Annotated in this window: 23 protein-coding genes and 4 tRNA genes; 8 read left to right on the forward strand and 19 right to left on the reverse strand. The window is 21.8% G+C overall.

Translation table 11 applies throughout. The features are described 5' to 3' along the window. Positions 1 to 3: 3 nt before the first annotated feature. From nusG to AB4W60_RS00250, 6 genes are all read right to left on the reverse strand, one after another. On the reverse strand, positions 4 to 549 hold the full coding sequence (gene nusG, locus AB4W60_RS00225) for a transcription termination/antitermination protein NusG (RefSeq protein ID WP_343188683.1): 546 nt from the start codon (positions 547 to 549) through the stop codon (positions 4 to 6). Positions 550 to 551: 2 nt separating this feature from the next. After that, complete coding sequence (secE, locus tag AB4W60_RS00230; protein ID WP_343188684.1) at positions 552 to 932, reverse strand: preprotein translocase subunit SecE; 381 nt, start codon at positions 930 to 932, stop codon at positions 552 to 554. A 188-nt stretch (positions 933 to 1120) separates the two neighbouring features. Then, positions 1121 to 1194: transfer RNA gene (locus AB4W60_RS00235), tRNA-Thr, on the reverse strand. Positions 1195 to 1251: 57 nt separating this feature from the next. Beyond that, a tRNA-Gly gene (locus AB4W60_RS00240) sits at positions 1252 to 1326 on the reverse strand. Between the two features lie 23 nt (positions 1327 to 1349). Beyond that, positions 1350 to 1431 (reverse strand) — tRNA-Tyr (locus AB4W60_RS00245). Between the two features lie 16 nt (positions 1432 to 1447). Further along, positions 1448 to 1520: transfer RNA gene (locus tag AB4W60_RS00250), tRNA-Thr, on the reverse strand. Positions 1521 to 1692: 172 nt separating this feature from the next. On the opposite strand from AB4W60_RS00250, the gene coaA reads away from it, so the two are divergent. After that, entirely contained in the window at positions 1693 to 2523 is an 831-nt protein-coding gene (gene coaA / locus AB4W60_RS00255) for a type I pantothenate kinase (protein ID WP_343188685.1), read from the forward strand. Between the two features lie 17 nt (positions 2524 to 2540). Here the strand turns inward: coaA and AB4W60_RS00260 are convergent, their stop codons facing one another. Genes AB4W60_RS00260 through AB4W60_RS00275 form a run of 4 tightly spaced genes read right to left on the reverse strand, consistent with a single transcriptional unit; the run spans position 2541 to position 4539 of the window. Continuing rightward, positions 2541 to 3260, reverse strand: coding sequence for a biotin--[acetyl-CoA-carboxylase] ligase (locus AB4W60_RS00260; RefSeq protein ID WP_367676336.1), 720 nt, complete (start codon positions 3258 to 3260; stop codon positions 2541 to 2543). Then, the gene (locus AB4W60_RS00265; RefSeq protein WP_343188686.1) at positions 3211 to 3531 is read right to left on the reverse strand and encodes a hypothetical protein; all 321 of its coding nucleotides are present in this window, start codon (positions 3529 to 3531) and stop codon (positions 3211 to 3213) included. The genes AB4W60_RS00260 and AB4W60_RS00265 overlap by 50 nt, the downstream gene beginning before the upstream one ends. After that, complete coding sequence (gene murB, locus AB4W60_RS00270) at positions 3515 to 4291, reverse strand: UDP-N-acetylmuramate dehydrogenase (RefSeq protein WP_367676337.1); 777 nt, start codon at positions 4289 to 4291, stop codon at positions 3515 to 3517. The genes AB4W60_RS00265 and murB overlap by 17 nt, the downstream gene beginning before the upstream one ends. Continuing rightward, a complete protein-coding gene (locus AB4W60_RS00275; RefSeq protein WP_343188687.1) occupies positions 4252 to 4539 on the reverse strand; it encodes a hypothetical protein in 288 nt (95 codons plus the stop codon). Before AB4W60_RS00275 ends, murB begins: the two co-directional genes overlap by 40 nt. A 121-nt stretch (positions 4540 to 4660) precedes the next feature. Here AB4W60_RS00275 and metF point away from each other — a divergent pair, with 121 nt between their 5' ends. The 3 genes from metF (at position 4661) to argH (ending at position 8452) form a co-directional block, all read left to right on the forward strand. Beyond that, positions 4661 to 5551: a methylenetetrahydrofolate reductase gene (gene metF, locus AB4W60_RS00280; protein WP_367676178.1), complete on the forward strand. Its 891-nt coding sequence runs from the start codon at positions 4661 to 4663 to the stop codon at positions 5549 to 5551. Positions 5552 to 5809: 258 nt separating this feature from the next. Beyond that, entirely contained in the window at positions 5810 to 7015 is a 1206-nt protein-coding gene (locus AB4W60_RS00285) for an argininosuccinate synthase (RefSeq protein ID WP_343188689.1), read from the forward strand. A gap of 60 nt (positions 7016 to 7075) precedes the next feature. After that, positions 7076 to 8452: an argininosuccinate lyase gene (argH, locus tag AB4W60_RS00290; protein WP_367676179.1), complete on the forward strand. Its 1377-nt coding sequence runs from the start codon at positions 7076 to 7078 to the stop codon at positions 8450 to 8452. A gap of 131 nt (positions 8453 to 8583) precedes the next feature. Here the strand turns inward: argH and rpoD are convergent, their stop codons facing one another. The 3 genes from rpoD to rpsU all read right to left on the reverse strand — a co-directional run bounded on the left by rpoD (position 8584) and on the right by rpsU (position 12646). Further along, positions 8584 to 10467, reverse strand: a complete 1884-nt coding sequence (rpoD, locus tag AB4W60_RS00295) for an RNA polymerase sigma factor RpoD (RefSeq protein ID WP_367676338.1) — start codon at positions 10465 to 10467, stop codon at positions 8584 to 8586. 126 nt (positions 10468 to 10593) lie between these two features. Further along, on the reverse strand, positions 10594 to 12330 hold the full coding sequence (gene dnaG, locus AB4W60_RS00300; protein WP_367676180.1) for a DNA primase: 1737 nt from the start codon (positions 12328 to 12330) through the stop codon (positions 10594 to 10596). A gap of 100 nt (positions 12331 to 12430) precedes the next feature. Beyond that, entirely contained in the window at positions 12431 to 12646 is a 216-nt protein-coding gene (gene rpsU, locus AB4W60_RS00305; RefSeq protein ID WP_343183126.1) for a 30S ribosomal protein S21, read from the reverse strand. A 60-nt stretch (positions 12647 to 12706) separates the two neighbouring features. Between rpsU and tsaD the strand changes: the two genes are divergently transcribed. Together tsaD and folB are read left to right on the forward strand one after the other, a co-directional pair. Continuing rightward, positions 12707 to 13729, forward strand: coding sequence for a tRNA (adenosine(37)-N6)-threonylcarbamoyltransferase complex transferase subunit TsaD (gene tsaD, locus AB4W60_RS00310; protein WP_367676181.1), 1023 nt, complete (start codon positions 12707 to 12709; stop codon positions 13727 to 13729). Positions 13730 to 13780: 51 nt separating this feature from the next. After that, positions 13781 to 14143 carry a dihydroneopterin aldolase gene (folB, locus tag AB4W60_RS00315; protein WP_343183128.1) on the forward strand — a complete coding sequence of 121 codons (363 nt, stop codon included), beginning with the start codon at positions 13781 to 13783 and terminating at the stop codon, positions 14141 to 14143. A gap of 29 nt (positions 14144 to 14172) precedes the next feature. Here the strand turns inward: folB and ribB are convergent, their stop codons facing one another. Beyond that, positions 14173 to 14808, reverse strand: coding sequence for a 3,4-dihydroxy-2-butanone-4-phosphate synthase (ribB, locus tag AB4W60_RS00320; protein ID WP_343188694.1), 636 nt, complete (start codon positions 14806 to 14808; stop codon positions 14173 to 14175). A 353-nt stretch (positions 14809 to 15161) separates the two neighbouring features. Next, on the reverse strand, positions 15162 to 16112 hold the full coding sequence (gene rfaE1, locus AB4W60_RS00325; protein WP_367676182.1) for a D-glycero-beta-D-manno-heptose-7-phosphate kinase: 951 nt from the start codon (positions 16110 to 16112) through the stop codon (positions 15162 to 15164). A 105-nt stretch (positions 16113 to 16217) separates the two neighbouring features. Here rfaE1 and AB4W60_RS00330 point away from each other — a divergent pair, with 105 nt between their 5' ends. Continuing rightward, positions 16218 to 17423 (forward strand): hypothetical protein, encoded by a 1206-nt coding sequence (locus AB4W60_RS00330; protein ID WP_367676183.1) that lies wholly within the window; start codon positions 16218 to 16220, stop codon positions 17421 to 17423. Positions 17424 to 17447: 24 nt separating this feature from the next. On the opposite strand, the gene AB4W60_RS00335 is transcribed toward AB4W60_RS00330, so the two are convergent. The 4 genes from AB4W60_RS00335 to AB4W60_RS00350 form a co-directional block, all read right to left on the reverse strand. Continuing rightward, positions 17448 to 18233: an undecaprenyl-diphosphate phosphatase gene (locus AB4W60_RS00335; protein ID WP_367676184.1), complete on the reverse strand. Its 786-nt coding sequence runs from the start codon at positions 18231 to 18233 to the stop codon at positions 17448 to 17450. Positions 18234 to 18332: 99 nt separating this feature from the next. Then, positions 18333 to 18836: a PTS glucose transporter subunit IIA gene (gene crr, locus AB4W60_RS00340; RefSeq protein ID WP_367676185.1), complete on the reverse strand. Its 504-nt coding sequence runs from the start codon at positions 18834 to 18836 to the stop codon at positions 18333 to 18335. A 43-nt stretch (positions 18837 to 18879) separates the two neighbouring features. Further along, a complete protein-coding gene (gene ptsI / locus AB4W60_RS00345; RefSeq protein WP_367676186.1) occupies positions 18880 to 20583 on the reverse strand; it encodes a phosphoenolpyruvate-protein phosphotransferase PtsI in 1704 nt (567 codons plus the stop codon). 132 nt (positions 20584 to 20715) lie between these two features. Further along, a complete protein-coding gene (locus AB4W60_RS00350) occupies positions 20716 to 20973 on the reverse strand; it encodes an HPr family phosphocarrier protein (protein ID WP_367676187.1) in 258 nt (85 codons plus the stop codon). A 387-nt stretch (positions 20974 to 21360) separates the two neighbouring features. On the opposite strand from AB4W60_RS00350, the gene ligA reads away from it, so the two are divergent. Further along, positions 21361 to 23334 carry an NAD-dependent DNA ligase LigA gene (gene ligA / locus AB4W60_RS00355; protein ID WP_367676339.1) on the forward strand — a complete coding sequence of 658 codons (1974 nt, stop codon included), beginning with the start codon at positions 21361 to 21363 and terminating at the stop codon, positions 23332 to 23334. The last annotated feature ends 3 nt before the right edge of the window (positions 23335 to 23337 follow it).

The following is a 23337-nucleotide window of genomic DNA, read 5'->3' on the forward strand; positions in this document are numbered from 1 at the left end:
TCCTTAGGTTTTTTCTACTTGTCCGAAATCTAATTCTACAGGAGTAGATCTACCAAAAATAGACACAGATACTTTTAATCTATTTTTTTCATAATCTACTTCTTCTACTACTCCATTAAAATCTGCAAAAGGACCATCTTTTACACGTACCATTTCTCCTGGTTCAAATAAAGTTTTTGGTCTAGGTTTTTCTCCTGCTTTTTTTATTCTATTTAAAATTAAATTTACTTCTTTATTGCTTATTGGCGACGGTTTATCTGATGTACCTCCTATAAAACTCATTACTCTAGGTACACTACGTATTAAATGCCAACTTTCATCATTCATTATCATTTGTATTAAAACGTATCCTGGAAAAAATTTGTATTCACTCTTTCTTCTATAACCTCCTCTTATTTCAATTACTTCTTCTTTTGGAACCATAATCTTGCCAAATAATTTTTCTTTTTTGTTTAATTTTATATATTCTTTTATTGATTTGGCTACTTTTCCTTCAAATCCAGAGAATGCTTGTATAACATACCAACGTTTTTTTTTAGTATCAGGCATTTTTATAACCTTAATTCAGTTATGAAAGATATTAAATTAAATAATAGATTATCAAGTCCCCATAAAATAATTGATATTATAATAGTTACAAATATTACTATCAGTGTAGTATACAAAGTTTCTTGAAATTTTGGCCAAATAATATTATTAACTTCTTTTTTAGTTTTTTTGATAAATATTACTATTTTTTTTCCTAAATCGGTCAATAAAAATATAATGATAGATGTTGTAATAGTTATTAAATTAATTAATATTGTAGTTATTGAATGCTTTTTATAATAATAACTTATAATAAAATCTACAACAAAGATACTTAATATATAAATCCATTTTGTAAGTTTTTTTTTATTTTTTTTATTTTGATATTTTTTTTTAATTTTCATATTTAGAATAAAATAATCCTATTAAATACATATGTATTAGATCACATTTTTTTAAAAAAATTAAATTCATATTCAATAATATTATAATTTTATTACTAAACATAAATATTTTTGAATATTAAACAGATTTAAATATTTGAATATTATTGATAATAATTTGATTTGTGGAGAGAATTTTGTTTTAATATTGCTGATACCCAGATTTGAACTGGGGACCTCATCCTTACCAAGGATGTGCTCTAACCTTCTGAGCCATATCAGCATAGAATTTTTAAGTTTTTTATTAAATACTTTCTTTTTATAAAAAAGACTTTTGAAATGGAGCGAGCAGCGGGAATTGAACCCGCATCATCAGCTTGGAAGGCTGAGATAATAGCCTTTATATGATGCTCGCAATGATAATAAAGTATAATTTTTTGGTGGGAGAAGGATTCGAACCTTCGAAGTCTCTGACGGCAGATTTACAGTCTGCTCCCTTTGGCCGCTTGGGTATCCCACCTTTTTATTAATAATTTTGCCGGCTACCGGAATCGAACTGGTGACCTACTGATTACAAGTCAGTTGCTCTACCTGCTGAGCTAAGCCGGCTTATAATATTTTTAAATATAAATTTTAATTTTAAAATATTACATAAACTGTTATTATATAATAAAAGTTATGTAATATACAATAAATAAATTGCTTTTTTTTAAAAATTTTTGTTCTATATAAAAATATATACGTTTATTTTAATTATCATTTTTTACAACTATAGAATTATATGAATTACTATCAAAATGTGTATAAAAATTTAATTTTTAATAAATATAATAAAATATATTCTTTTATATTGGATATTTTAGGTAAAAAAATAAGAAAAAATAGCACTAATAAATATATTTTAAATGATTTTTTTTTAAGTAAATGTAAAATAACAAACAATATTCCATATATAATTGGTATTACAGGTAGTGTTGCTGTAGGTAAAACTACTATTTCTAAATTATTGCAATTTTTATTACAAACAAGATTTAATAATTTTAAAATAGAATTAATAAATACTGATAGTTTTTTGTATCCAAATTATATATTAAATAATATAGGATTGATGCATAAAAAAGGATTTCCCGAATCTTATGATATAAATTTATTATTTAGTTCTTTATTTAATATAAAAAAAGGTATTTCTTCTGTTAGTATCCCTGTTTATTCACATAAAATTTATGATATTATTCCTAAATGTGAACAAGTTATTAATTTACCTGATATAATTATCATAGAAGGTTTAAATATCTTACAGAATATTCCAATATATAATCATATTTTAATTTCTGATTTTGTTGATTTTTCTATATATATTGATTCATCGGAAGAATTACTAAAATGTTGGTATATAAATAGATTTTTTCAGTTAATTAAAAATTCTCGCTCTAATTTAAAATCTATTTTTTATAATTATAATAAAATTACTGAATTTAAAGTATGTAAAATAGCTAATAAATTTTGGGAAGATATTAATTTATTAAATTTAAAATTAAACATTTTACCTACTCGCGATAAAGCAGATTTAATTATATATAAAAGTGATAATCATTCATTAAAATTAATATAATGTATTATTATAAATTTTTATTTAAGTATTATTTTTCCATTTTTGATAACTTTAATTTGTTTATTAACTTTTATTAATAAGTTTCCCTGCATGTCTATTCCTTTATTAATCCCTATAATATTATTATTTCCATTAAATAACTTAACTTTTTTATTTATATAATTATCAAATATTAACCATTTATTTTTAAATTTCATAAAACCGTATTTATTAAATTTTTTTAGAGAATCTATTAGTTTATTTATCAATTTTGGAATTATTAAGTTTCTATCAATATTTATTCCTGATTCTATTAGACTAATCCATGGCTGATCTATCTCATTATCTGTATTAGAGTATTTCATTCGAACATTTATTCCAATTCCTATTGCTAAACTAATTTTTTTATAATTTTTATCACATGATTCTATTATTATCCCTGCTAATTTTTTATTATTTAGGTATAAATCATTTGGCCATTTAATTTTTATTTTTTTTACTCCTATATTTTTTAAAACTTCTGCGATACTTATAGTAATAATTATACTTATTCCTTTTTGTTTGAAATATTTTTGTTTGTTGAAACACCAATACATTGATATATATATATTACATCCAAATGGTGAGAACCATTTTTTGTTTCTTTTTCCATATCCTTTTGTTTGATATTCAGAAATACATACATCTCCAGATTTAAATTTTTTTATATTATTTAATAAATATTTGTTTGTAGAATTTATTACTGGAATATAAAAAATTTTTTTTTATCATATTATAAATATTTTTAATATTTAATAATTTTACACGATTTTTAAATGCATATTTTATATTATCACAGGTAATAATATTTAAACCCCATTTTTTTAGTATTCTAATTATGTTTCTAATATTTATTTCATTTACTATATTTTTTTCTAATTTTTTGTTTATTTTTTTGATGGAATAAAATTTTCCGTCACTCATTATATTAATAATATTTATTATTTTTTTATTGTAATTAATATTATAATTTTTATATATTTTTTTCATTTTTAGATCCGTATAATCTAACTTCTGGTTCTAACCATATATTGAATTTTTTTGCTACATTGTTTCTGATTTTTCTTGCTAAAGATATTATATCATTAGGTGTTGCGTTATTTTTATTTATTATTATTAGGGCTTGTTTATTATGTATTTGAGCTCCTCCTATTATAGTTCCTTTTAAATTGCATTTTTCTATTAACCATCCTGCATATATTTTTATATCTCCATTTTTTTGGATATAAAAATGTAAATTTTTATTTTTTTTTATTAAAATTTTAAATTTTTTATAATTTATTATTGGGTTTTTAAAAAAACTACCTGCATTTGCTATATTTTTTGGGTTTGGAATTTTTTTTTTCCTAATTGAACATATTTTGTTATATATTTTGTGGGGTGTTAGTTTTTTATTATTTAAAATATTTAATCCATTATACTCATTTATAGGTTTCCATTTTTTGTATAACTTTATACCTACAGATATTATTACATAATCTTTAAATTTATTAGTTTTAAAAATACTATGTCTATATCCAAAATAACAAAATTTTTTATAAATTCGTTTTATTTTTTTTGTTTTCAAAAACATTAAATCAATATAACTACATATATCTTTAAATTCTAGACCATATGCTCCTATATTATTTATTGGAGCTGATCCAACTAATCCTGGAATTAAAGCTAAATTTTCTAATCCAAATATCCCAATTTTTAATGTGTATTTAACTAATTCATTCCATTTTTCACCTGAATTAACATGTAGTATCCAATGTTTTTTTTTTCTATGATATTTATACCTCTTATTCTGTTTATAAAAATAATACCAATATAATTTTTTAAGAACAGAATATTACTTCCTTCTCCTATTATCAAATAAGGTAATTTTTTTTTTTTACATATTTTATAATTTATTAATAATTTTTTTATATCTTTGATAATAATAATTTTTTTTGCTTTAACATCAACAGATAATGTATTAAATTTTTTTAATGAATTATTTTTTTTTAATATCATGTTTATTCTTTATTTTGAAATTAAATTAAAATATAATTAATTTTAATAAACGATTTTGTTTATTATAATTTTATTAATAGTTTATATTATACAAACATTTTATAAGGATTTATATATTTATATGCATGTTTCTTACTCTCATTATATAGAATTACTATATTACAATTTATTATACAAAAATAATAAAAAAATTAATTTTTCTTTTGAATTTTTCCCTCCTAAAAATAATAAAATGGAGAGTTGTTTGTGGAATTCTATAAATCAATTAACTAGTTTTAAACCTAAATTTTTTTCAGTAACATATGGAGCTAATAGCGGAGAAAAACATAAAACAAGTGAAACAGTATACTCTATAATGAAAAAAACTGGAATAAATACTGCTGCTCATTTAACTTGTATAGATTCTAATAAAAATGAATTAATAAATATAGCAAAAAATTATTGGAAAAATGGGGTTAATCATATTATAGCCCTTCGTGGAGATTCTTTTGATATAAATTCTAAACCTAGAATGCATGCTATTGATTTAGTTTATTTATTAAAAGAAGTAGCAGATTTTGATATATCTGTTGCTGGATATCCTGAAGTTCATCCTGAAGCTAATAATTCTCAATATGATTTAGTAAATTTAAAAAATAAAGTACAAGCAGGAGCTAATAGAGTAATTACTCAGTTTTTTTTTGATACTTCTGCTTATTTAAGATTTAGAGATAGATGCGCAAAGATTGGAATAAATGTAGAAATTATTCCTGGTATTTTACCTATTTATAATTTTAATCAAATTAAAAAATTTGCATCTACTACAAATGTAAAGATTCCACTTTGGGCTCATAAAATATTTGGTAGTTTGGAAAATAATCCAGATGTTAATAAAATATTATCTGCCCATATTGTTATTAATATGATAAGTGTGTTATGTTCTGAAGGAATACAAAATTTTCACTTTTATACTTTAAATAAATCAGAAATAATTTATCCTATTTGTCATTTATTAAAATCTAATACAATATAATTATTATTTAATTTATATATTAAAATTTATTTTTTAATTAAAGATTAATATTTTGTAACATTAAACTATTAAAATTATTTATAAATGAAATATTTCTTTATATTTTAAGTTTAGCATTATATCTAACAATTATTCTAAATAAAATTAAATTATATAATAAATTAATGTTTTATCAATTTTATTAATATTTATTAATCTATCTATTTATTTTTTAATTTTATTTTATTTTTTAACAAAATATAATTGGGTTTATTTTAAATGAAAAAAAAATTAATTAAAAAAGTTATTTTAGCTTATTCTGGAGGATTAGATACTTCAGTTATTATTCCTTGGTTAAAAGAAAATTATAAGTGTGAAGTTATTGCTTTTGTTGCTGATATTGGACAAAATAAGGAAGATTTAAATAATATTGAAGATAAAGCTTTAATGTCAGGTGCTAGTAGTTGTTATATATTAGATTTAAAAGAAGAATTTATAAGTAATTATGTGTTTCCTATTCTAAAAATAGGAGCATTATATGAAGGTAATTATTTATTAGGTACAGCTATAGCTAGACCTCTTATAGCTAAAGCTCAAGTAGATTTAGCTAATAAATTAAATGCTGATGCTTTGTGTCATGGATCTACTGGTAAAGGTAATGATCAAATACGTTTTGAGGTATCATATGCATCTTTAGATTCAAGATTAACAGTTTTGGCTCCTTGGAGAGAATGGAATTTGAATTCTCGAGAAGATTTATTAAAATATTTATCTGATAGAAATATTCCAACATCAACTACATTAAAAAAAATCTATAGCAGAGATGAAAATGCTTTTCATATATCCACAGAAGGTGGAATTTTAGAAAATACATATAATGCTACTAATAAAGATTGTTGGGTTTGGACCAAAGATTTAGAAGATACTCCAGATGTTTCTGAAAAAATTTCTATTACTTTCAATAAAGGTATTATTTCTTCTATAAATGGTATTAATTTAAGTCCTTTTAATTGTATAGATAAATTAAATAAAATAGGCTCTATACATGGAATAGGGCGTGTAGATATTGTAGAAAATCGTTTAATAGGAATTAAATCTAGAGGTTGTTACGAAACTCCAGGAGGAACTATTATTTTTAAATCTTTAAGATCTTTAGAGCAAATAGTTCTTGATCGTGAATGTTTAAGGTGGAGAGAAAAATTAGGCGCAGAAATGTCTAATATAGTTTATGATGGAAAATGGTTTTCTCCGATACGAGAAGCTATACAATCTTCATCTGATTTTTTATCTAATTTATTAAATGGTGAAATAGTATTAAAACTTTATAAAGGTAATATAATAGTTTTACAAAAAAAATCACCTAATTCTTTATATTCTAGAGAATATGCTACTTTTAATAATGATAGTGTTTACAATCATAAGGATGCTACTGGTTTTATTCGACTTTTTAGTCTTTCTGATAAAATTCGTTCTTCTATTAAATAAAAATATAATTTAGAATTTTTATATATTTTATTTTATATTAAGTACGATTATGGAGTTTTTATGAAGTTGTGGGGTGGTAGATTTACTAAAAAATTAAATAATGATTTTAAAAATTTTAATAATTCTTTACATATTGATTATATTTTAATAGAACAAGATATTATAGGTTCTATAGCTTGGTCTAAAGCTCTTTTGAAAGCTAATGTATTAAATGTACATGAACAAAATAAAATAGAAAATGCATTGAATATTTTATTAAAACAATCTAAAAAAGATTTTAGCTTAATATCTAATGGACAAGAAGAGGATATACATACTTGGGTTGAAAAACGTTTAATTGATATGCTGGGAGATTTAGGAAAAAAAATTCATACAGGTAGAAGTCGTAATGATCAGATTGCTACTGATTTAAGATTATGGTGTAAATATAATGTTAATAATATATTAATATGTATAAAAAAATTTCAATTATCTTTAATTAATGCAGCTGAAAAATACAAAAAAACTATTATGCCTGGTTATACTCATTTACAGAGAGCTCAACCTATAACTTTTGGTTATTGGTGTTTAGCTTATGTATCAATGCTAACTAGAGATAAGCATAGACTAAAAGATGCATTAAAAAGAATAGATGTTAGTCCTTTGGGTTCAGGGGCTCTTGCTGGTACTTCTTGGAATATTGACAGAGATAAATTGGCAAATACCTTAGGATTTTCTGAATCAAGTGTCAATAGTTTAGATAGTGTTTCTGATCGTGATTATATTATTGAAATATTATCTTCTGCTTCGATAGGTATGATGCATTTATCTAGATTTTCTGAAGATTTAATTTTTTTTAATTCAAGCGAAGCTAATTTCATTGAACTTTCTGAATCTGTAACATCAGGTTCATCTCTTATGCCTCAAAAAAAGAACCCTGATTCTTTAGAATTAATTAGAGGTAAATGCGGAAGTGTTTATGGTTCTTTAATTAATGTATTAGTTATGTTGAAAGGATTACCTTTGTCTTATAATAAAGATATGCAGGAAGACAAAAAATCTCTTTTTGATTCCATAAAAACTTGGATTAATTGCTTGCAAATTTCTACTTTGGTTATAGACACTATAATTGTAGATTATAAATCTTGCTATGATAGTGCTAAAAAGAGTTATTCAAACGCTACTGAACTTGCAGATTATTTAGTAAATAAAGGAATAACTTTTCGTGAAGCTCATTATATAGTTGGAAAGTTAGTTGTTGAATCAATTAAAAAAAATTTATTATTAGAAGATCTTGAACTATCTTTTATGCAGAAATTTAGTTGTTTAATTAAAAAAGATGTTTATAATTTTCTTAGTTTAGAATCTTGTATAAATAAAAGAAACTCTAAAGGAGGTGTTTCATATAATCAAATAGATTTAGCAATTAATTTAGCTAAAAAAGAATTAATTAAATAAATTATATTTTTTTAATAATATTTAAACTTATTAAAGTTTTAATAATCGTTTACATAACTAATAAATCTATCTATAAAATTAGAATTTTTATTAGTTGTTTTACTTTATATGTAAACGATAATTTATTTTGATTAATCATCTAAAAAACTTCTAAGAATTTCTGATCTGCTAGGATGTCGTAATTTTCTAAGAGCTTTTGCTTCTATTTGGCGTATTCTTTCTCTTGTTACATCAAATTGTTTTCCTACTTCTTCTAAGGTATGATCTGTTGTCATATCAATACCAAATCTCATTCTTAAAACTTTTGCTTCTCTTGCAGTTAATCCGGATAAAACATCATGTGTTGCTGTACGTAAACTGTCCGAAGTTGCAGATTCTAATGGTAATTCTATATTTGTATCTTCAATAAAATCTCCTAAATGAGAATCGTCATCATCTCCTATAGGAGTTTCCATAGATATAGGTTCTTTAGCAATTTTTAAAACTTTTCTTATTTTATCTTCTGGAATCATCATTCTTTCAGATAATTCTTCTGGAGTTGGTTCTCTTCCTATTTCTTGTAATATCTGTCTTGATATTCTATTTAATTTATTTATTGTTTCTATCATATGTACAGGAATTCTTATTGTTCTGGCTTGATCTGCTATAGATCTAGTTATAGCTTGTCTTATCCACCATGTAGCATATGTAGAAAATTTATATCCTCTCCTATATTCAAATTTATCTACAGCTTTCATCAAACCTATATTTCCCTCTTGTATTAAATCTAAAAATTGTAATCCTCTATTAGTATATTTTTTTGCTATAGATATTACTAATCTTAAATTAGCTTCAACCATTTCCTTTTTAGCTCTTTTTGCTCTTGCTTCTCCTATAGACATCCTTCTATTTATATCTTTAATCTCTTTTATACTTAGTCCTGTTTGTTTTTCAATTTCGATTAATTTCTTTAAACTGAAATTAATTTCTTCTTTAATATCTAAAATTTTATTAAACCATGATTCATTTTTGTTTTTAGCTATTTTGAACCATATTTTATTTATTTTATTTACAGAAAAAATGTATATGAAATTTTTTTTTGTCATTTTACATGTTTCCATACATAAATTCATTATTATTTTTTCTTGTTTTCTTATTTTTTTTATTGTTTTTCTTACATTATTAACTAAGTAATCAAATTGTTTTTGTACTAATCTAAATTGTTTAAAAATTTCAGACAAATTTTTTATTGCTACAATGCAATCCTTATGTTTTCTGTTTTTATTTTTAATTTTTTTAAAAGTATTTATATATTGATATTTTAGTTCAGAAAATTTTTCTTTTGCTAATATTGGATCTATACAATTTTCATCTTCATCTATGTTATCATCTGAATTTGCATGTTCATTGATATCTTCATCTATGTTATCATCTGAATTTGCATGTTCATTGATATCTTCATCTATGCTTTTTGATATATTAGAATTAAAATCTATAATTGTAGATGCAATTATTTCTGTATTATTAGGATCTATAAAACCAGTAATAATTTCAGATAATCGCATATTTCCTGATTTTACTTTCTCATATTGTTCTAATAAATATGTAATTGCTTCTGGATATTCAGCTATAGAAGATTGTACTTGATTAATTCCATCTTCTATTCTTTTAGCTATGTTTATTTCACCTTCTCTAGTTAAAAGTTCTACTGTACCCATTTCTCTCATATACATTCTAACTGGATCTGTTGTTCTTCCTATATCTGATTCCACATTAGATAAAACTTGTACTGCTGCTTCTGCTACATCTTCATCTGCATTTGTATTGTTTTCATTTAAAATTAAATCATCAGCATCTGGTGCTTCTTCAACCACCTGAATACCCATATCATTAATCATCTGTATAATATCTTTTATTTGTTCGGAATCTATAATATCTTCCGGCAGATGGTCATTGATCTCAGCATAAGTCAGATAGCCTTGCTCCTTACCATGTGTGACAAGTTGCTTAAGCTGTGACTGCGAGTTTTGTTCCATAAGACGGTTATCCATAATTATATTTTGAGATTGTATTATTAATTGTTTTAAATAAACAATTTGATTATTGAATATAATAATTAAATTTTGTAAATTTTTTAAATTAATCTTTAATAATTTAAAATTTTATTTTGATAATTCTTTATTTATCGACCAAAGTTCTTGTTTTTCACTTTTTTTTAATCCTTTATATCGTTCTAGATTTATTAATAAATTTTGACGTTTTTCTAATGCAATATTATATATTTTTGTTATTGAGTCTATAAACATGATCTTAATTTTATTATTTTTAATCATGTGGTCCCATTTTATAAATTTTTTTATTATTTTTTCTAATTTTTTTCCTCTATAGTTTTCAATTAACTGAGATGGTTTAATATTTGGATTATAAAGACATGTTTTTATTAAATCTATAAAAATATTCATTCCAGGTAATCTTATTTTATTTAATATTTTTATTGAAGGAGTTAATTTTACTAAATATGGATTTTGTGCTAATAAACCAATTAATATGCGTATTGTATTATTTTTGAAATCGTTTTTTTGTTTATTTTTTTTCCTTTCTTTTTCTTTTAATAAATTAATATTTAATTGATTAATATCTGGAATTCCTAGATTATTTCCTAATTCTTTATATAAATATATCTTCATAGTTTTTCCTGGTATTTTATTAATTAAAGGAATCACTAATTTAGTTAATAATGAACGTGTTTCATTATTAATGATATTTATTTTTTTTATTAATATTTTGAATATAAATTTAGACATTGGTATAGCTTTAGAGATTCTTTTTTTAAATAGTTTCTTTCCTTCTTTTTTTATTATTGAATCAGGGTCTTCTCCTTTAGGTAAAAATATGAAACTTATTGTTCTTCCATCATATATATATGGTAACGACATATTTAATGATTTCCAAGCAGTATTTATTCCTGCTTCATCTCCATCATAGCAATAAATTATGTTATTAGTATGACTAAATAACAATTTTATGTGTTCAATGTTTATTGCAGTTCCAAGCAATCCTACTACATATTTTATTTTATTTTGTACTAATGAAATTACGTCTAAATATCCTTCTACAACTATTATGTATTTTTTGATTTTGTGCTTTATGTTTAATTCATATATTCCATATAATTCTTTTTTTTTGCAAAATATATTACTTTCTGGTGAATTTATATATTTTGGTATTTGTTTATTTATTGATCTTCCCCCAAAACCTACAATTTTTCCATATTTATTCCTAATAGGAAATATGATTCTATTTTGGAATAAATCATATTTTTTATTTTTTTCATTTACTATAACTATCCCATTTTTTATTATTTCATTTTGTAGTTCTGTATCATTATTAAAATATTCATATAATCCATTATATTTTTTATTAGTGATGCCTATAGAAAAAGTATTAATTGTATCAATATTTATACCTCTATTTATTAAATAATTTGGTTTAAAATGATTTAAGTTTTCTTTGTAAAAGAAACATACTTTTTCTAATAATTTATAACATTTTTTTATATATTCAATTTTTTTATTTATGAATAAATTTATTTTTTGATTTTCATAAACTAAATTTAATCCATGTATTTCTGACAGTCTTTGAATGCTTTCTATGAAACTTAAATTATCATAATTTATTAAAAAATCTATTACGTTCCCATGTATTTTACAACCAAAGCAATAAAAAAATTGTTTTTCATAGTTTACATAAAATGATGGATTTATTTCTTTATGAAAAGGACAATTAGCTACATAATTTTTACCTCTTTTAATTAAATTTACTCTTGAATTTATAATATCTATTATATTTGTAGAATCTATTAGATTATTTATAAAATTTTTTGAAATTTTTTTAGACATATATTTTCTTTTAATTATTACTAATAAAATCTTAATCACTTATTTTATATAGATTTAGATTTTATTAGCTTTTATTTTTTTTTGCTATAATTTTTGTAATTTAATACATTCTAGTTCTTCGCATATTTTCTCTTGATATTTTTTTTGCTAATCTTTTAATTGCTGATGCTTTTGCTCTTTTTCTTGCTGTCGTTGGTTTTTCATAAAATTCTCTTCTACGAATTTCTGCTAAGATACCTGCTTTTTCGCATGATCTTTTAAATCTTCTTAGAGCTACATCGAATGGTTCATTATCACGTACTTTAATAATTGGCATGTTTATTTTCCTATATTTTTAGTTTATAATCTTATATTTATTTATAAACTTTAATTATATATGTTAATTTTAGGAATTGAAACTTCTTGTGATGATATTGGTATAGCTTTATATGATGATGTTTTAGGTTTAATATCTCATAAATTATATAAACAAGATCATCTTCATTTTAATTATGGCGGTATAGTGCCAGAGTTAGCTGCTAGAGATCATATATTAAATATTGTTCCTGTAATAAAATCAGTTTTAAAAGATTCTTCAATTAGTAAAAAAAATATTAGTGCTATAGCATACACAGCTGGTCCTGGTTTAGCTGGTTCTTTGTTAATAGGTGCTGCTGTAGGTAGTTCTTTAGCATTATCTTTAGATATACCAATTATACCAATTAATCACATGGAAGGACATTTATTTTCAGTAATGTTAGAAAATGAATCAGCTCCTGAATTTCCTTTTATTGCTCTTTTGGTTTCTGGTGGTCATACAGAATTAATTCTAGCTAATGCAATTGGTAAATATATATTATTAGGAAAAACTCTTGATGATGCTGCTGGTGAAGCATTTGATAAAATAGCTAGATTGTTAGGTTTAGAATATCCTGGAGGAATAAATCTTTCAAAAATAGCTAAAAATGGTAATACTAGTCGTTTTTTATTTCCTAGACCAATGACAAATAGCTTAAGTATGGATTTTAGTTTTTCTGGCCTTAAAACTTTTGCATCTAATATTATTTTGAAACATAAAAATGATTTTCAAACAAAAGCTGATATTGCCCGTGCTTTTGAAGATGCTATTGTTGATACTTTATATATTCAAGTTAACAAATGTTTAAAAAAAACACTATTATCAAATTTAGTTGTTTCTGGTGGTGTTAGTGCTAATCATGCGCTCAGAAATAAAATGAATAATTTAAAAGGTTGTAAAGTTTTTTTTCCAAAAAAACAATTTTGTACAGATAATGGTGCTATGATTGCATATACAGGTATGTTATATTTCAAATTAGGTTATTTTTTAGAACCTGAAATTATTGTAAATCCTTCTTGGAAAATTTCTGATGTTAATTTTAATTTTAAAAAAGTTAATTAAATTTTTGTTTTAATATTATTTATATTTTTTTTATTTAATAGAGTTAAATATATGAATACGATTTTTATTAATGATTTAATTGTTTTTACAACTATTGGTATTTATAATTGGGAAAAAAGTATAAAACAAAAGTTAATTTTAGATATATCTATGAAATGGAATAATAGTATGTTTAATAAAACTTATAATATTAATGATTGTTTAAATTATGAAAATATTGCTAAATATTTAGAGTCATATTTATATAAAAATAAATTTTTATTAATAGAAACTGTTGCAGAGAAAATATCTGATATTATCTTATATAAATTTAATTCTTATTTTACTACAGTTAAAGTCACTAAACCTAATGCTTTATATAATGCTAAAGAGGTAGGCATTATAATTCATAGAAATAAAGAATTAGACGAATAAAGTTTTTAATATTTAATTTTTACTTATTTTTAATAATTCAGATATTTTATTAAATCTTCAATAGTTAATACCTTCATTTTTTTTATTTTAGCAAATTTAATAATTTCTGGTGTTCTTGCCATGCTTCCATCTTTGTTAGTTAATTCACATAATACTCCTGTTGGTGAAAATCCTGCTAAATTCATTAATTCTATTGTAGCTTCAGTATGACCTTTTCTTTTCTTAAGACCTCCTTCTTTTGCTAGAAGAGGAAAAACATGTCCTGGGCTATTTAAATCTGAAGGTTTAGCTTCTTTTGATATAGCAGCTCTTATTGTTGTAATTCTATCTTGAGCTGATACTCCTGTTGTTACATTTTTTGCTGCTTCGATCGTTATTGTAAATCCTGTACCATATTTACTAGTATTTTTTTTTACCATCATAGGTAGTTTTAGTTGTTTTCTTTTTTTTTCGTTTATACATAAACATACAATACCACTACCATATCTTATAGTAAAAGCCATTTGTTTTAATGTCATAGTTTCAGAAGCAAATATTAAGTCTCCTTCATTTTCTCTGTATTCATCATCTATCAAAATTATTCCTTCTCTTTTTTTTAACGATAAAATTGCATTTTTTACACGTTGTAATGGTGTACCAAAATATTTAAATAGTTTATTTTTCATTTTTTATCTTATTTTAAGAAATTTAAATTTTATAAATACCTTTTAATTTAATATTTTTAACATGTAATAAATATTATTAGTTTTACATTTTAAAAATATTTTTAATTTTTTTTTAAAAAATAATATTTATTAAATTTTATAAATATTTTTTTTGAATACTTTTTATTTTTAATTTTTAGATAATCTATATTATTTAATTTTTATTAGTAAATAATATACTTTATTATTTTAATTATTTTAAATTATTATAATATAATGTTTTATATTTTTATATATATATAAAAGATTACAAATATCTATTAATCATAATGCTAAATTAATATATTTATTATAATTTTATTTTTTATTATTTTTTATCTTTTTTTAATTATTAATTTTTTTTGTTCATTGAATTCTTTATTAGTAACTGTAGATGTACCAAATTTGTTTACTACCATGCTTGCTGCTATATTTGCTCTAAAGCATGCTTGTTCTAATGTATTTCCATTAATTAATGATATTGCAATCATACTAATTACTGTATCTCCAGCTCCTGTTACGTCTAAAGCTTCTTTTGAAATTGCATTAAAATGCACTGGTTTTTTATTTTTTTGTAACAGAGTCATTCCTTCTTTTGATTTTGTTATTAATAACGCAGACAAATTTAAATTTCTTATTAATTTCATTCCTTTATTTATCATTTTATTCTCATTTTTACATTTTCCTACTATTAATTCAAATTCATCTAAGTTTGGTGTTAATATTGTAGCCCCATAGTACTTTTTAAAATCTGCTCCCTTAGGATCTATTAATATAGGAATGCACATTTTTTTTGTTAGATTTATTATTTTTTTTATATTATTCAAAGTTCCTTTATTATAATCTGATAAAATTACTATTTTTATATTTTTAATAGATTCTTTAATTTTTTTATATATAATTTCGTTATTAAATTTATTTAAATTTTCTTCAAAATCTATTCTTATAATTTGTTTATTATCTGATAAAATTCTTAGTTTAGTTATAGTTTTATATTTAGATATACAAATAATATTGTTGATTATTCTTTTGTGTAAGATTTTTTTTAAAATTAATGCATTATTATCATTTCCTGTAATTCCAATTAGTTTAGAATATTTTCCTAAAGATGCAATATTCATTGCTACATTTGCAGCTCCTCCGGGCTGATTAATACTATTATTTATTTTCACTACTGGAACTTTTGCTTCTGGAGATTTTCTACTTATACTACCTTGCCAATATTTGTCTAACATAATATCTCCTACTATCATAATTTTTACTTTTTTTGAATTATAAATATTCACTTTATTTTACCTCTATAATGAATTAAATTTTATTTTAATTTAATGATTATTAATATATTATGTGTAAATAATTATTTAATAATAATTAATTTTGGAATTTTATAATTGAAAATATATTTAGTTGGTGGAGCAGTTCGTGATTCATTACTTGGTTTATCTATAAAAGATAGAGATTGGTTAGTTGTGCATTCTACTCCAGAAATTATGTTAAAAAAAGGTTACAAACAAGTAGGAAAAGACTTTCCTGTATTTTTACATCCTAAGACTAATGAAGAGTATTCCTTAGCTAGAATTGAACATAAATGTAATTATGGTTATCATGGTTTTAATACTTATTACTCTCCTAATATAACATTAGAAGAAGATTTATCTAGAAGAGATTTAACTATAAATGCTATTGCTAAAGATCAATATGGAAAATATATAGATCCTTATAATGGTAAAAGAGATATAAAATTACGTATTTTAAGGCATGTTTCTTCATCTTTTATTGAAGATCCTTTGAGGATATTACGTGTTGCTAGATTTTCAGCCAGTTTAGCTCATTTAGGTTTCAAGATAGATTCTAATACTATGTCTTTAATGAAAAATATAGTACATAGTCAAGAGCTTATTTATTTAACAAAAGAAAGAATATGGAAAGAAATTGAAAAAGCTTTGATGACTAAAAATCCGCATGTTTTTTTTATGAATTTAAAATATTGTAATGCTCTTTCATTTATATTTCCAGAATTTAATCATTTATATAAGAAATTTTTTTTATTTCATAACAAAAAAGTTAATGTAGCTGAATATACTTTATTATCTTTAGAAAAAATATCTAGAAAAACATTAGACATTGATGTTAGATTTGCAGTCTTATTTAAATATTTTGGTAATTATTTTTTATTACATAATAATAGTAACAATAAAAAAAATAATTTACTAGTAATTAATTTGTTTAAGTGTCTAAAGATTCCAAATAGATTTAAATTTTTATCATTAATAATTTTTAAATTTTACTCTTTTTTTTCTAAATTACACCTAAGGTCTTCTAAAGATATAGTATTTTTTTTGAATTCTATACGTGCTTGGAAAGATATTACAGTGATTAAAAAAATTATTTGTTTTATTGATGTAGAAAATTATAAATATTCTAAAAAATATGGTTATTTTTATAGACCTGATATTTTTTTAAAGAATATTATATCTATTACAGAAAATATTACAATTAAATCAATTAAATCTAATAACTTTTATGGTATTCAAATTAAAAATGAATTAGATAGATTAAGAATTTTAGCTATAGAAAAATGGAGATCTTCTTTATAAAAAAGTTCAATTTTATTATATGTATTATTTGCTAAAAATATATATTAATAAACCAAATATAATTTTATATATACCAAATATTATAAAAGAGTTTTTTGTTAATATTTTTTCAGATTTTTTAATTAGGATTTTAGAAATTAAAAATGTTAGTATTAATCCTACAAATAGAATTTCTGTGTTTTTTATGTTAAAAAAATTTATATTTTTTATATAATCAATTATTGATGCTCCAATAATTATAGGTATTGCTATAATTAATGAAAATTTTATTGCTATTGTTTTTGATAAACCTGCTAATATAGAACCTGAAATAGCTGCTCCTAATCTAGAAAATCCAGTAAAAAATGCTAGACATTGGAAAATTCCTATTGTTATAGCATGTTTATATGTTATTTCATTTATGTTTTTGATTTTTTCTTTATTTTTTATAATACCTAACAAAAATAATAAAATTCCGCTTAATATTGAACTATATATGATGAATTTATTATTTGTTATATTTTTTTTTATTACTTTTTCTAAAGTAAATCCTATTATTATAGAGGGTATATTCGTTATAACAGTATTAGATATAAATTTTCTGTAGTTTTTAGAAAATATATTTTTTTTGAAAATGTATTTCTTAAAATAATTAATAATTGCTATAGCTGATCCTATTTGAATAGGTATAGTAAATAAATTTATATAAAATTCATTTATTTTTAGTATTTTACTAATTATAATTATATGTCCAGTTGAAGAAATTGGTAAAAATTCCGTAAAACTTTCTATTATGCTTAAGAGAATTATTATAATATTTACATTGTTCATTTAATTTTTATATATATTTAATTTTAAATAAAATTTAATATTTATTAAATACTTATGGAATCTAAAATATGATACCATAAGTATTTTATATAAAAATAATTATTTTATTACTTTTATAATTACAGTTTGACCAGCATTTACTAAACCTGAAAATTTTTTTATTTTTTTAATCTTATCCATATTAGAAATAATAACAGGTGTTAAAATAGATTTAGCTTTTCTTCTTATTAAATTTAGATATAATTTTATAATTGGATCACCTATTTTAACTTTTTGTTTTTCTTTTGCTAGTTTTGAAAATCCTTCTCCTTTAAGTTCTATTGTATCTATACCAAAATGTACAAATAATTCAATTCCTTCATCTGATTCAATTGAAAAAGCATGCATGCTATCAAATATTTTTCCTATTATTCCATTAACAGGAGAAACAATTAAGTTTCCTGTAGGATTTATAGCAACTCCATCTCCAACTATTTTTTTAGCAAATACATCATCTGGAACTTCATTTAAATCTATAACATTTCCAGATATAGGAGCAATGATTTCTATTGTGTTTTTTACTTTATTTTTTTTTCTTTTAAATATTTTAGATAAAAAATTCATTTTTCCTCCTAAATTATTTATTTAAAAATTATTTTTTTTATTTTTAACATTTTATTAAATCTAATATTTCTTTATATGTTGATTTTAATAAAATTTTATTTGCTATTGTTTTTGCTCTTTCAAAATTTGTATTTCTAATAATATTTTTTATTTCTGGAATAACACTAGAATTCATACTAAAAGAATCTAAACCCATGCCTATTAGTAACATTGTAGCACATTTATCTCCAGCTAGTTCTCCGCACATACTTGTTGTAATTCCATTTATATGAGAATTTTTTATTATTTTATAAATAAACTGTAAAACGGATGGAGACATAGGATTATATAAATTTGAAATTAAATCATTACCTCTATCTACTGCTAAAGTATATTGTGTCAAATCATTTGTACCTATGCTAAAGAAATTAACTTCTTTAGATAAATGATTTGATATAATTGCTGCGGCAGGTGTTTCTATCATAATGCCTATTTTTATATTTTTATTAAAGTTCGTTTTTTCTTTTTCTAAATCTGTTTTTATTTTATTTATTTCTGAATTTAAAATTTTTATTTCTTCTACTGAAATTATCATAGGAAACATGATTTTTATTTTCCCAAAAGCAGAAGCTCTTAAAATTGCTCTTAGTTGAGTTCTTAGGATTTCTCTTTTATCCATACATATTCTGATTGCTCTCCATCCTAGAAATGGATTTTCTTCTTTTGGTAGATTCATATAAGGTAGGTTTTTGTCACCACCTATATCCATTGTTCTTATTATTATTGTTTTATTTTTAAATATTTCTGCTGCTTTTTTGTATGCTAAAAATTGTTCTTCTTCTGATGGTAATGATGTTCTGTCCATGAATAAAAATTCAGTTCTATATAATCCTATAAAATCAGCTCCACTATTTTTAGCTATTTCAATATCTTTTATATTTCCTACATTTGCTCCAATAATTATTTTTTTGCCGTCTTTAGTAATAGCTTGTATATTTTTTTTATCTAATAATTTATTTTTTTTATATTTATATTCTTTTTTTAATAAATTTATATTTTTAATAAGATTTTTATTTGGTTTTATATAAATTGAATTATTAATTGCATCTAATGCAATTAATTGCCCACTTCTAACTTTCTTAGTAATATTTTTAGTTCCTACTATAGCTGGTATTTCTAGTGAACGAGCTATAATTGATGTATGAGATGTATTTCCTCCCATATCTGTAATAAAACCTAAAATATTTTTCTTATTTATTTGAGTTGTTTCTGTTGGAGTTAGGTCTTTTGCAATTAATATAACTTGTTCATTGATTTCACTTATATCAATAATTTGCATGCCTTTAATATTTTTTAATAATCTTTTACCTATATCTCTTATATCTATTGCTCTACTTTTTAGATATTCATCTTCTAATTTTTCTAAAGCTTTTGCTTGTTCTTCTATAATAAAGTAAACTGCAGCATCTGCTGTTATATTTTTTTCTTTAATTAGTATTTTTACTTCTTTTTCTAATTCTTGATCTTCTAAAAGCATTATATGACCTTCAAATATATCCTCTTTATCTTGTCCAAATATTTCTCCTGTTCTTTTTTTTATTTTTTTTAATTGATCTGAAGTTTTTTTTCTAGATTTTAAAAATCTTTCAATTTCTATTTGAATATTTTTAGAAGGAATTGTATTTTTATTTATTTGAATTTTTTCTTCTATTAGCAATAAAGCTTTTCCTAATGCAATCCCTGGTGAAGCTAAAATACCTGAGATCATAATATTACCTTTAATATAATAATAAAATTTTTATTATTTTTTGTTTGTTAATAAAATTAAATATAAATAATTTTTAAATTTTTTGTAAAATATATTTATATATTAATATAAATATATTTTTACTATATCATTTTAATTTAATTCATTAATTGTTTCAGTTAAATGTTTTATAGCTTTTTTTTCGTCATCACCTTCTGCTGATAATGTTATTATTGTTCCTTGTATTAATCCTAGTGTTTGTAATTTAAATAAACTTTTTGCATTTGCTGTTTTACCATTTGCTGTTATTGTTATATCAGATGAAAATTCTTTTGCTTTTTTAACAAGTTGTGCAGCTGGACGTGTATGTAATCCATTAGTTGATTTTATTTTTATTTCTTTTTTTAACATTTTTTTTCCTTTTTTTTTATATGTACTTTTTTATTATAATATATAATAATAGTATGAATATCTAAAATATTTTTATTTAATTTTATAATTAATTTTATTTTTTAATTAGAATATAATATTCATTATATATAAAAAAGCACCCATTTAGGGTGCTTTTTTATATATAATGAATATTATATTCTAATTTTTTATTTTAAATTTCAATTTAATGTTATATAGTTATTTCATCTACAAATAATTTAACATTAAATTAATTGTTATTATTATGGTATAATTTTATCATATTTTTATATGTTATTAAAATTTAATATACAAATTTTTTAATATTAATATTAAATATAAATAATTATATTATAAAGGATATTTAAATGAAAAAAATAAAAAAAAATTCTTGAGTTAAAAACTAAAATTTTATATTATCAAAATTTGTATTATAATCTAAATTATTCAGAAGTTCCTGATTCAGAATATGATAAATTAATTAAAGAATTAATTTATTTAGAAAATAAATACCCTAATTATTTAGATAATAATTCTCCTACACAAGTAGTATCTTCTTTAAAAGATAGTCATTTTAAAAAAATAAAACATTTATCTTCTATGTTATCTTTAGATAATGTATTTGATGAATTTAAATATGTTAAATTTCATCAAAATTTATTTGTTAAATTTAAAGATTTCAATATTAATTTTTGTTGTGAATTAAAATTTGATGGTTTAGCTGTTAATTTAATATATAAAAAAGGAATTTTATCTACAGCTTCAACTAGAGGTAATGGAATTTATGGTGAAGATATAACTGATAATGCATTAACTATTAGATCGATTCCTAAAGAATTAAAAGGAGATAACATTCCATCTTTAATAGAAATTAGAGGAGAAATCTTCATGATGCGTGATGATTTCATAAATCTAAATAAAGATCGAAATATTAATAAAAAATTTTCTAATCCTAGAAATGCTGCTTCAGGATCTTTACGTCAAAAAGACGCTTTAATAACTTCTAAAAGAAAATTATACTTTATATGTCATAGTTATGGGATTTGGCATGGTGATTTAATACCTTTTAGTCATTATGATTGTTTAAATAAAATACATTCTTGGGGCATTCCTATTAGTAATTATAATTCTGTTTTTCAAAAAACAGAAGAAATTTTAAATTTTTATTATAAAATATTAAATAAGCGTTCTTTACTTAAATTTGATATAGACGGTATCGTAATAAAACTAAACAAATTAAAATTACAAAAAAAAATTGGTAATACAAGTAAATTTCCAAAGTGGGCTATTGCTTTTAAATTTCCTGCAAAAGAAAAATTAACTCAAGTTAAAAATGTTATTTTTAATGTTGGCAGAACTGGTATGATAACTCCTGTTGCTTGTTTAAAACCAATATATATATCTGGAGTAAAAATTAGTTATGCTTCTTTGCATAGTATAAAAGAAATACAGAGATTAGATTTATATATTAATGATTTTGTTAATATTCGTAGAGCTGGAGATGTTATTCCTCAAATTGTCAATGTAGTTAAAAGCTATAGGAGTAATAATAATATTATTAAAATATCTATTCCTAAAAATTGTTTTTTTTGTGGCTCTAAGCTTTTTACTTTATATAAAAAATCTATTTTAAAGTGTAGTGGACAGTTGATATGTAGTGCTCAACTAAAAAAATCTATTAAACATTTTGTTTCAAAAAACGCTTTTAATATTTTAGGTTTAGGTGAAAAGATTATTAATAAATTGGTAGATGGTAGATATATTAAAGATATTGCTGATTTATTTTATCTTAATATTGATATATTATCTTCAATTTATAAAATAGCTTCTAAAAATTCTTCTAATATTATTAATTCAATTAATAAATCTAGAAGAATAGAATTACATAAACTAATTTATGCTTTTGGTATACATGAAGTTGGAGATGTTTTATCTTTTAATTTATCTAAAAATTTTATTTCTATCAGCAATTTTATGGCTGCAGATTTCGATACTTTAGTTTCTGTGCGCGGGGTAGGTAAGCGTACTGCTAATAATATTATAAACTTCTTTCAATCAAATAAAAATATTAATGTTATAAACAAATTATTTAAACAAATAAAAGTGTATGATCATAAAACTAATTATAAATATAGTATTTTTTATAATAAATCTATAGTTTTTTCTGGTTTATTTTATAAAATTAATAGAATTTTGTTGAAAGAAAAGTTAATTAATTTAGGTGCTAGAATTAATTCGAATGTTTCTTATAAGACTGATTTTCTCATTGCTGGTAATTCTAAAAGTAATAAAATAATTTTGGCTAAAAAATTAAATATTAAGATTTTAAATGAAGATGAAATTATCAGCTTTTTAGACTAAATT

It is taken from the genome of Buchnera aphidicola (Neophyllaphis podocarpi), from assembly GCF_964059055.1.
GTDB lineage: Bacteria > Pseudomonadota > Gammaproteobacteria > Enterobacterales > Enterobacteriaceae > Buchnera_M > Buchnera_M aphidicola_A.

Coding starts and splice junctions, on each gene's coding strand:
- ptsI (WP_367676186.1), bottom strand. CDS start 20,583: ATGATCTCAGGTATTTTAGCTTCACCAGGGATTGCATTAGGAAAAGCT.
- crr (WP_367676185.1), bottom strand. CDS start 18,836: ATGAATTTTTTATCTAAAATATTTAAAAGAAAAAAAAATAAAGTAAAA.
- dnaG (WP_367676180.1), bottom strand. CDS start 12,330: ATGTCTAAAAAAATTTCAAAAAATTTTATAAATAATCTAATAGATTCT.
- AB4W60_RS00285 (WP_343188689.1), top strand. CDS start 5,810: ATGAAAAAAAAATTAATTAAAAAAGTTATTTTAGCTTATTCTGGAGGA.
- rpoD (WP_367676338.1), bottom strand. CDS start 10,467: ATGGAACAAAACTCGCAGTCACAGCTTAAGCAACTTGTCACACATGGT.
- AB4W60_RS00335 (WP_367676184.1), bottom strand. CDS start 18,233: ATGAACAATGTAAATATTATAATAATTCTCTTAAGCATAATAGAAAGT.
- argH (WP_367676179.1), top strand. CDS start 7,076: ATGAAGTTGTGGGGTGGTAGATTTACTAAAAAATTAAATAATGATTTT.
- tsaD (WP_367676181.1), top strand. CDS start 12,707: ATGTTAATTTTAGGAATTGAAACTTCTTGTGATGATATTGGTATAGCT.
- rpsU (WP_343183126.1), bottom strand. CDS start 12,646: ATGCCAATTATTAAAGTACGTGATAATGAACCATTCGATGTAGCTCTA.
- AB4W60_RS00275 (WP_343188687.1), bottom strand. CDS start 4,539: ATGATATTAAAAAAAAATAATTCATTAAAAAAATTTAATACATTATCT.
- coaA (WP_343188685.1), top strand. CDS start 1,693: ATGAATTACTATCAAAATGTGTATAAAAATTTAATTTTTAATAAATAT.
- AB4W60_RS00265 (WP_343188686.1), bottom strand. CDS start 3,531: ATGAAAAAAATATATAAAAATTATAATATTAATTACAATAAAAAAATA.
- secE (WP_343188684.1), bottom strand. CDS start 932: ATGAAAATTAAAAAAAAATATCAAAATAAAAAAAATAAAAAAAAACTT.
- nusG (WP_343188683.1), bottom strand. CDS start 549: ATGCCTGATACTAAAAAAAAACGTTGGTATGTTATACAAGCATTCTCT.
- folB (WP_343183128.1), top strand. CDS start 13,781: ATGAATACGATTTTTATTAATGATTTAATTGTTTTTACAACTATTGGT.
- metF (WP_367676178.1), top strand. CDS start 4,661: ATGCATGTTTCTTACTCTCATTATATAGAATTACTATATTACAATTTA.
- AB4W60_RS00350 (WP_367676187.1), bottom strand. CDS start 20,973: ATGTTAAAAAAAGAAATAAAAATAAAATCAACTAATGGATTACATACA.
- ribB (WP_343188694.1), bottom strand. CDS start 14,808: ATGAAAAATAAACTATTTAAATATTTTGGTACACCATTACAACGTGTA.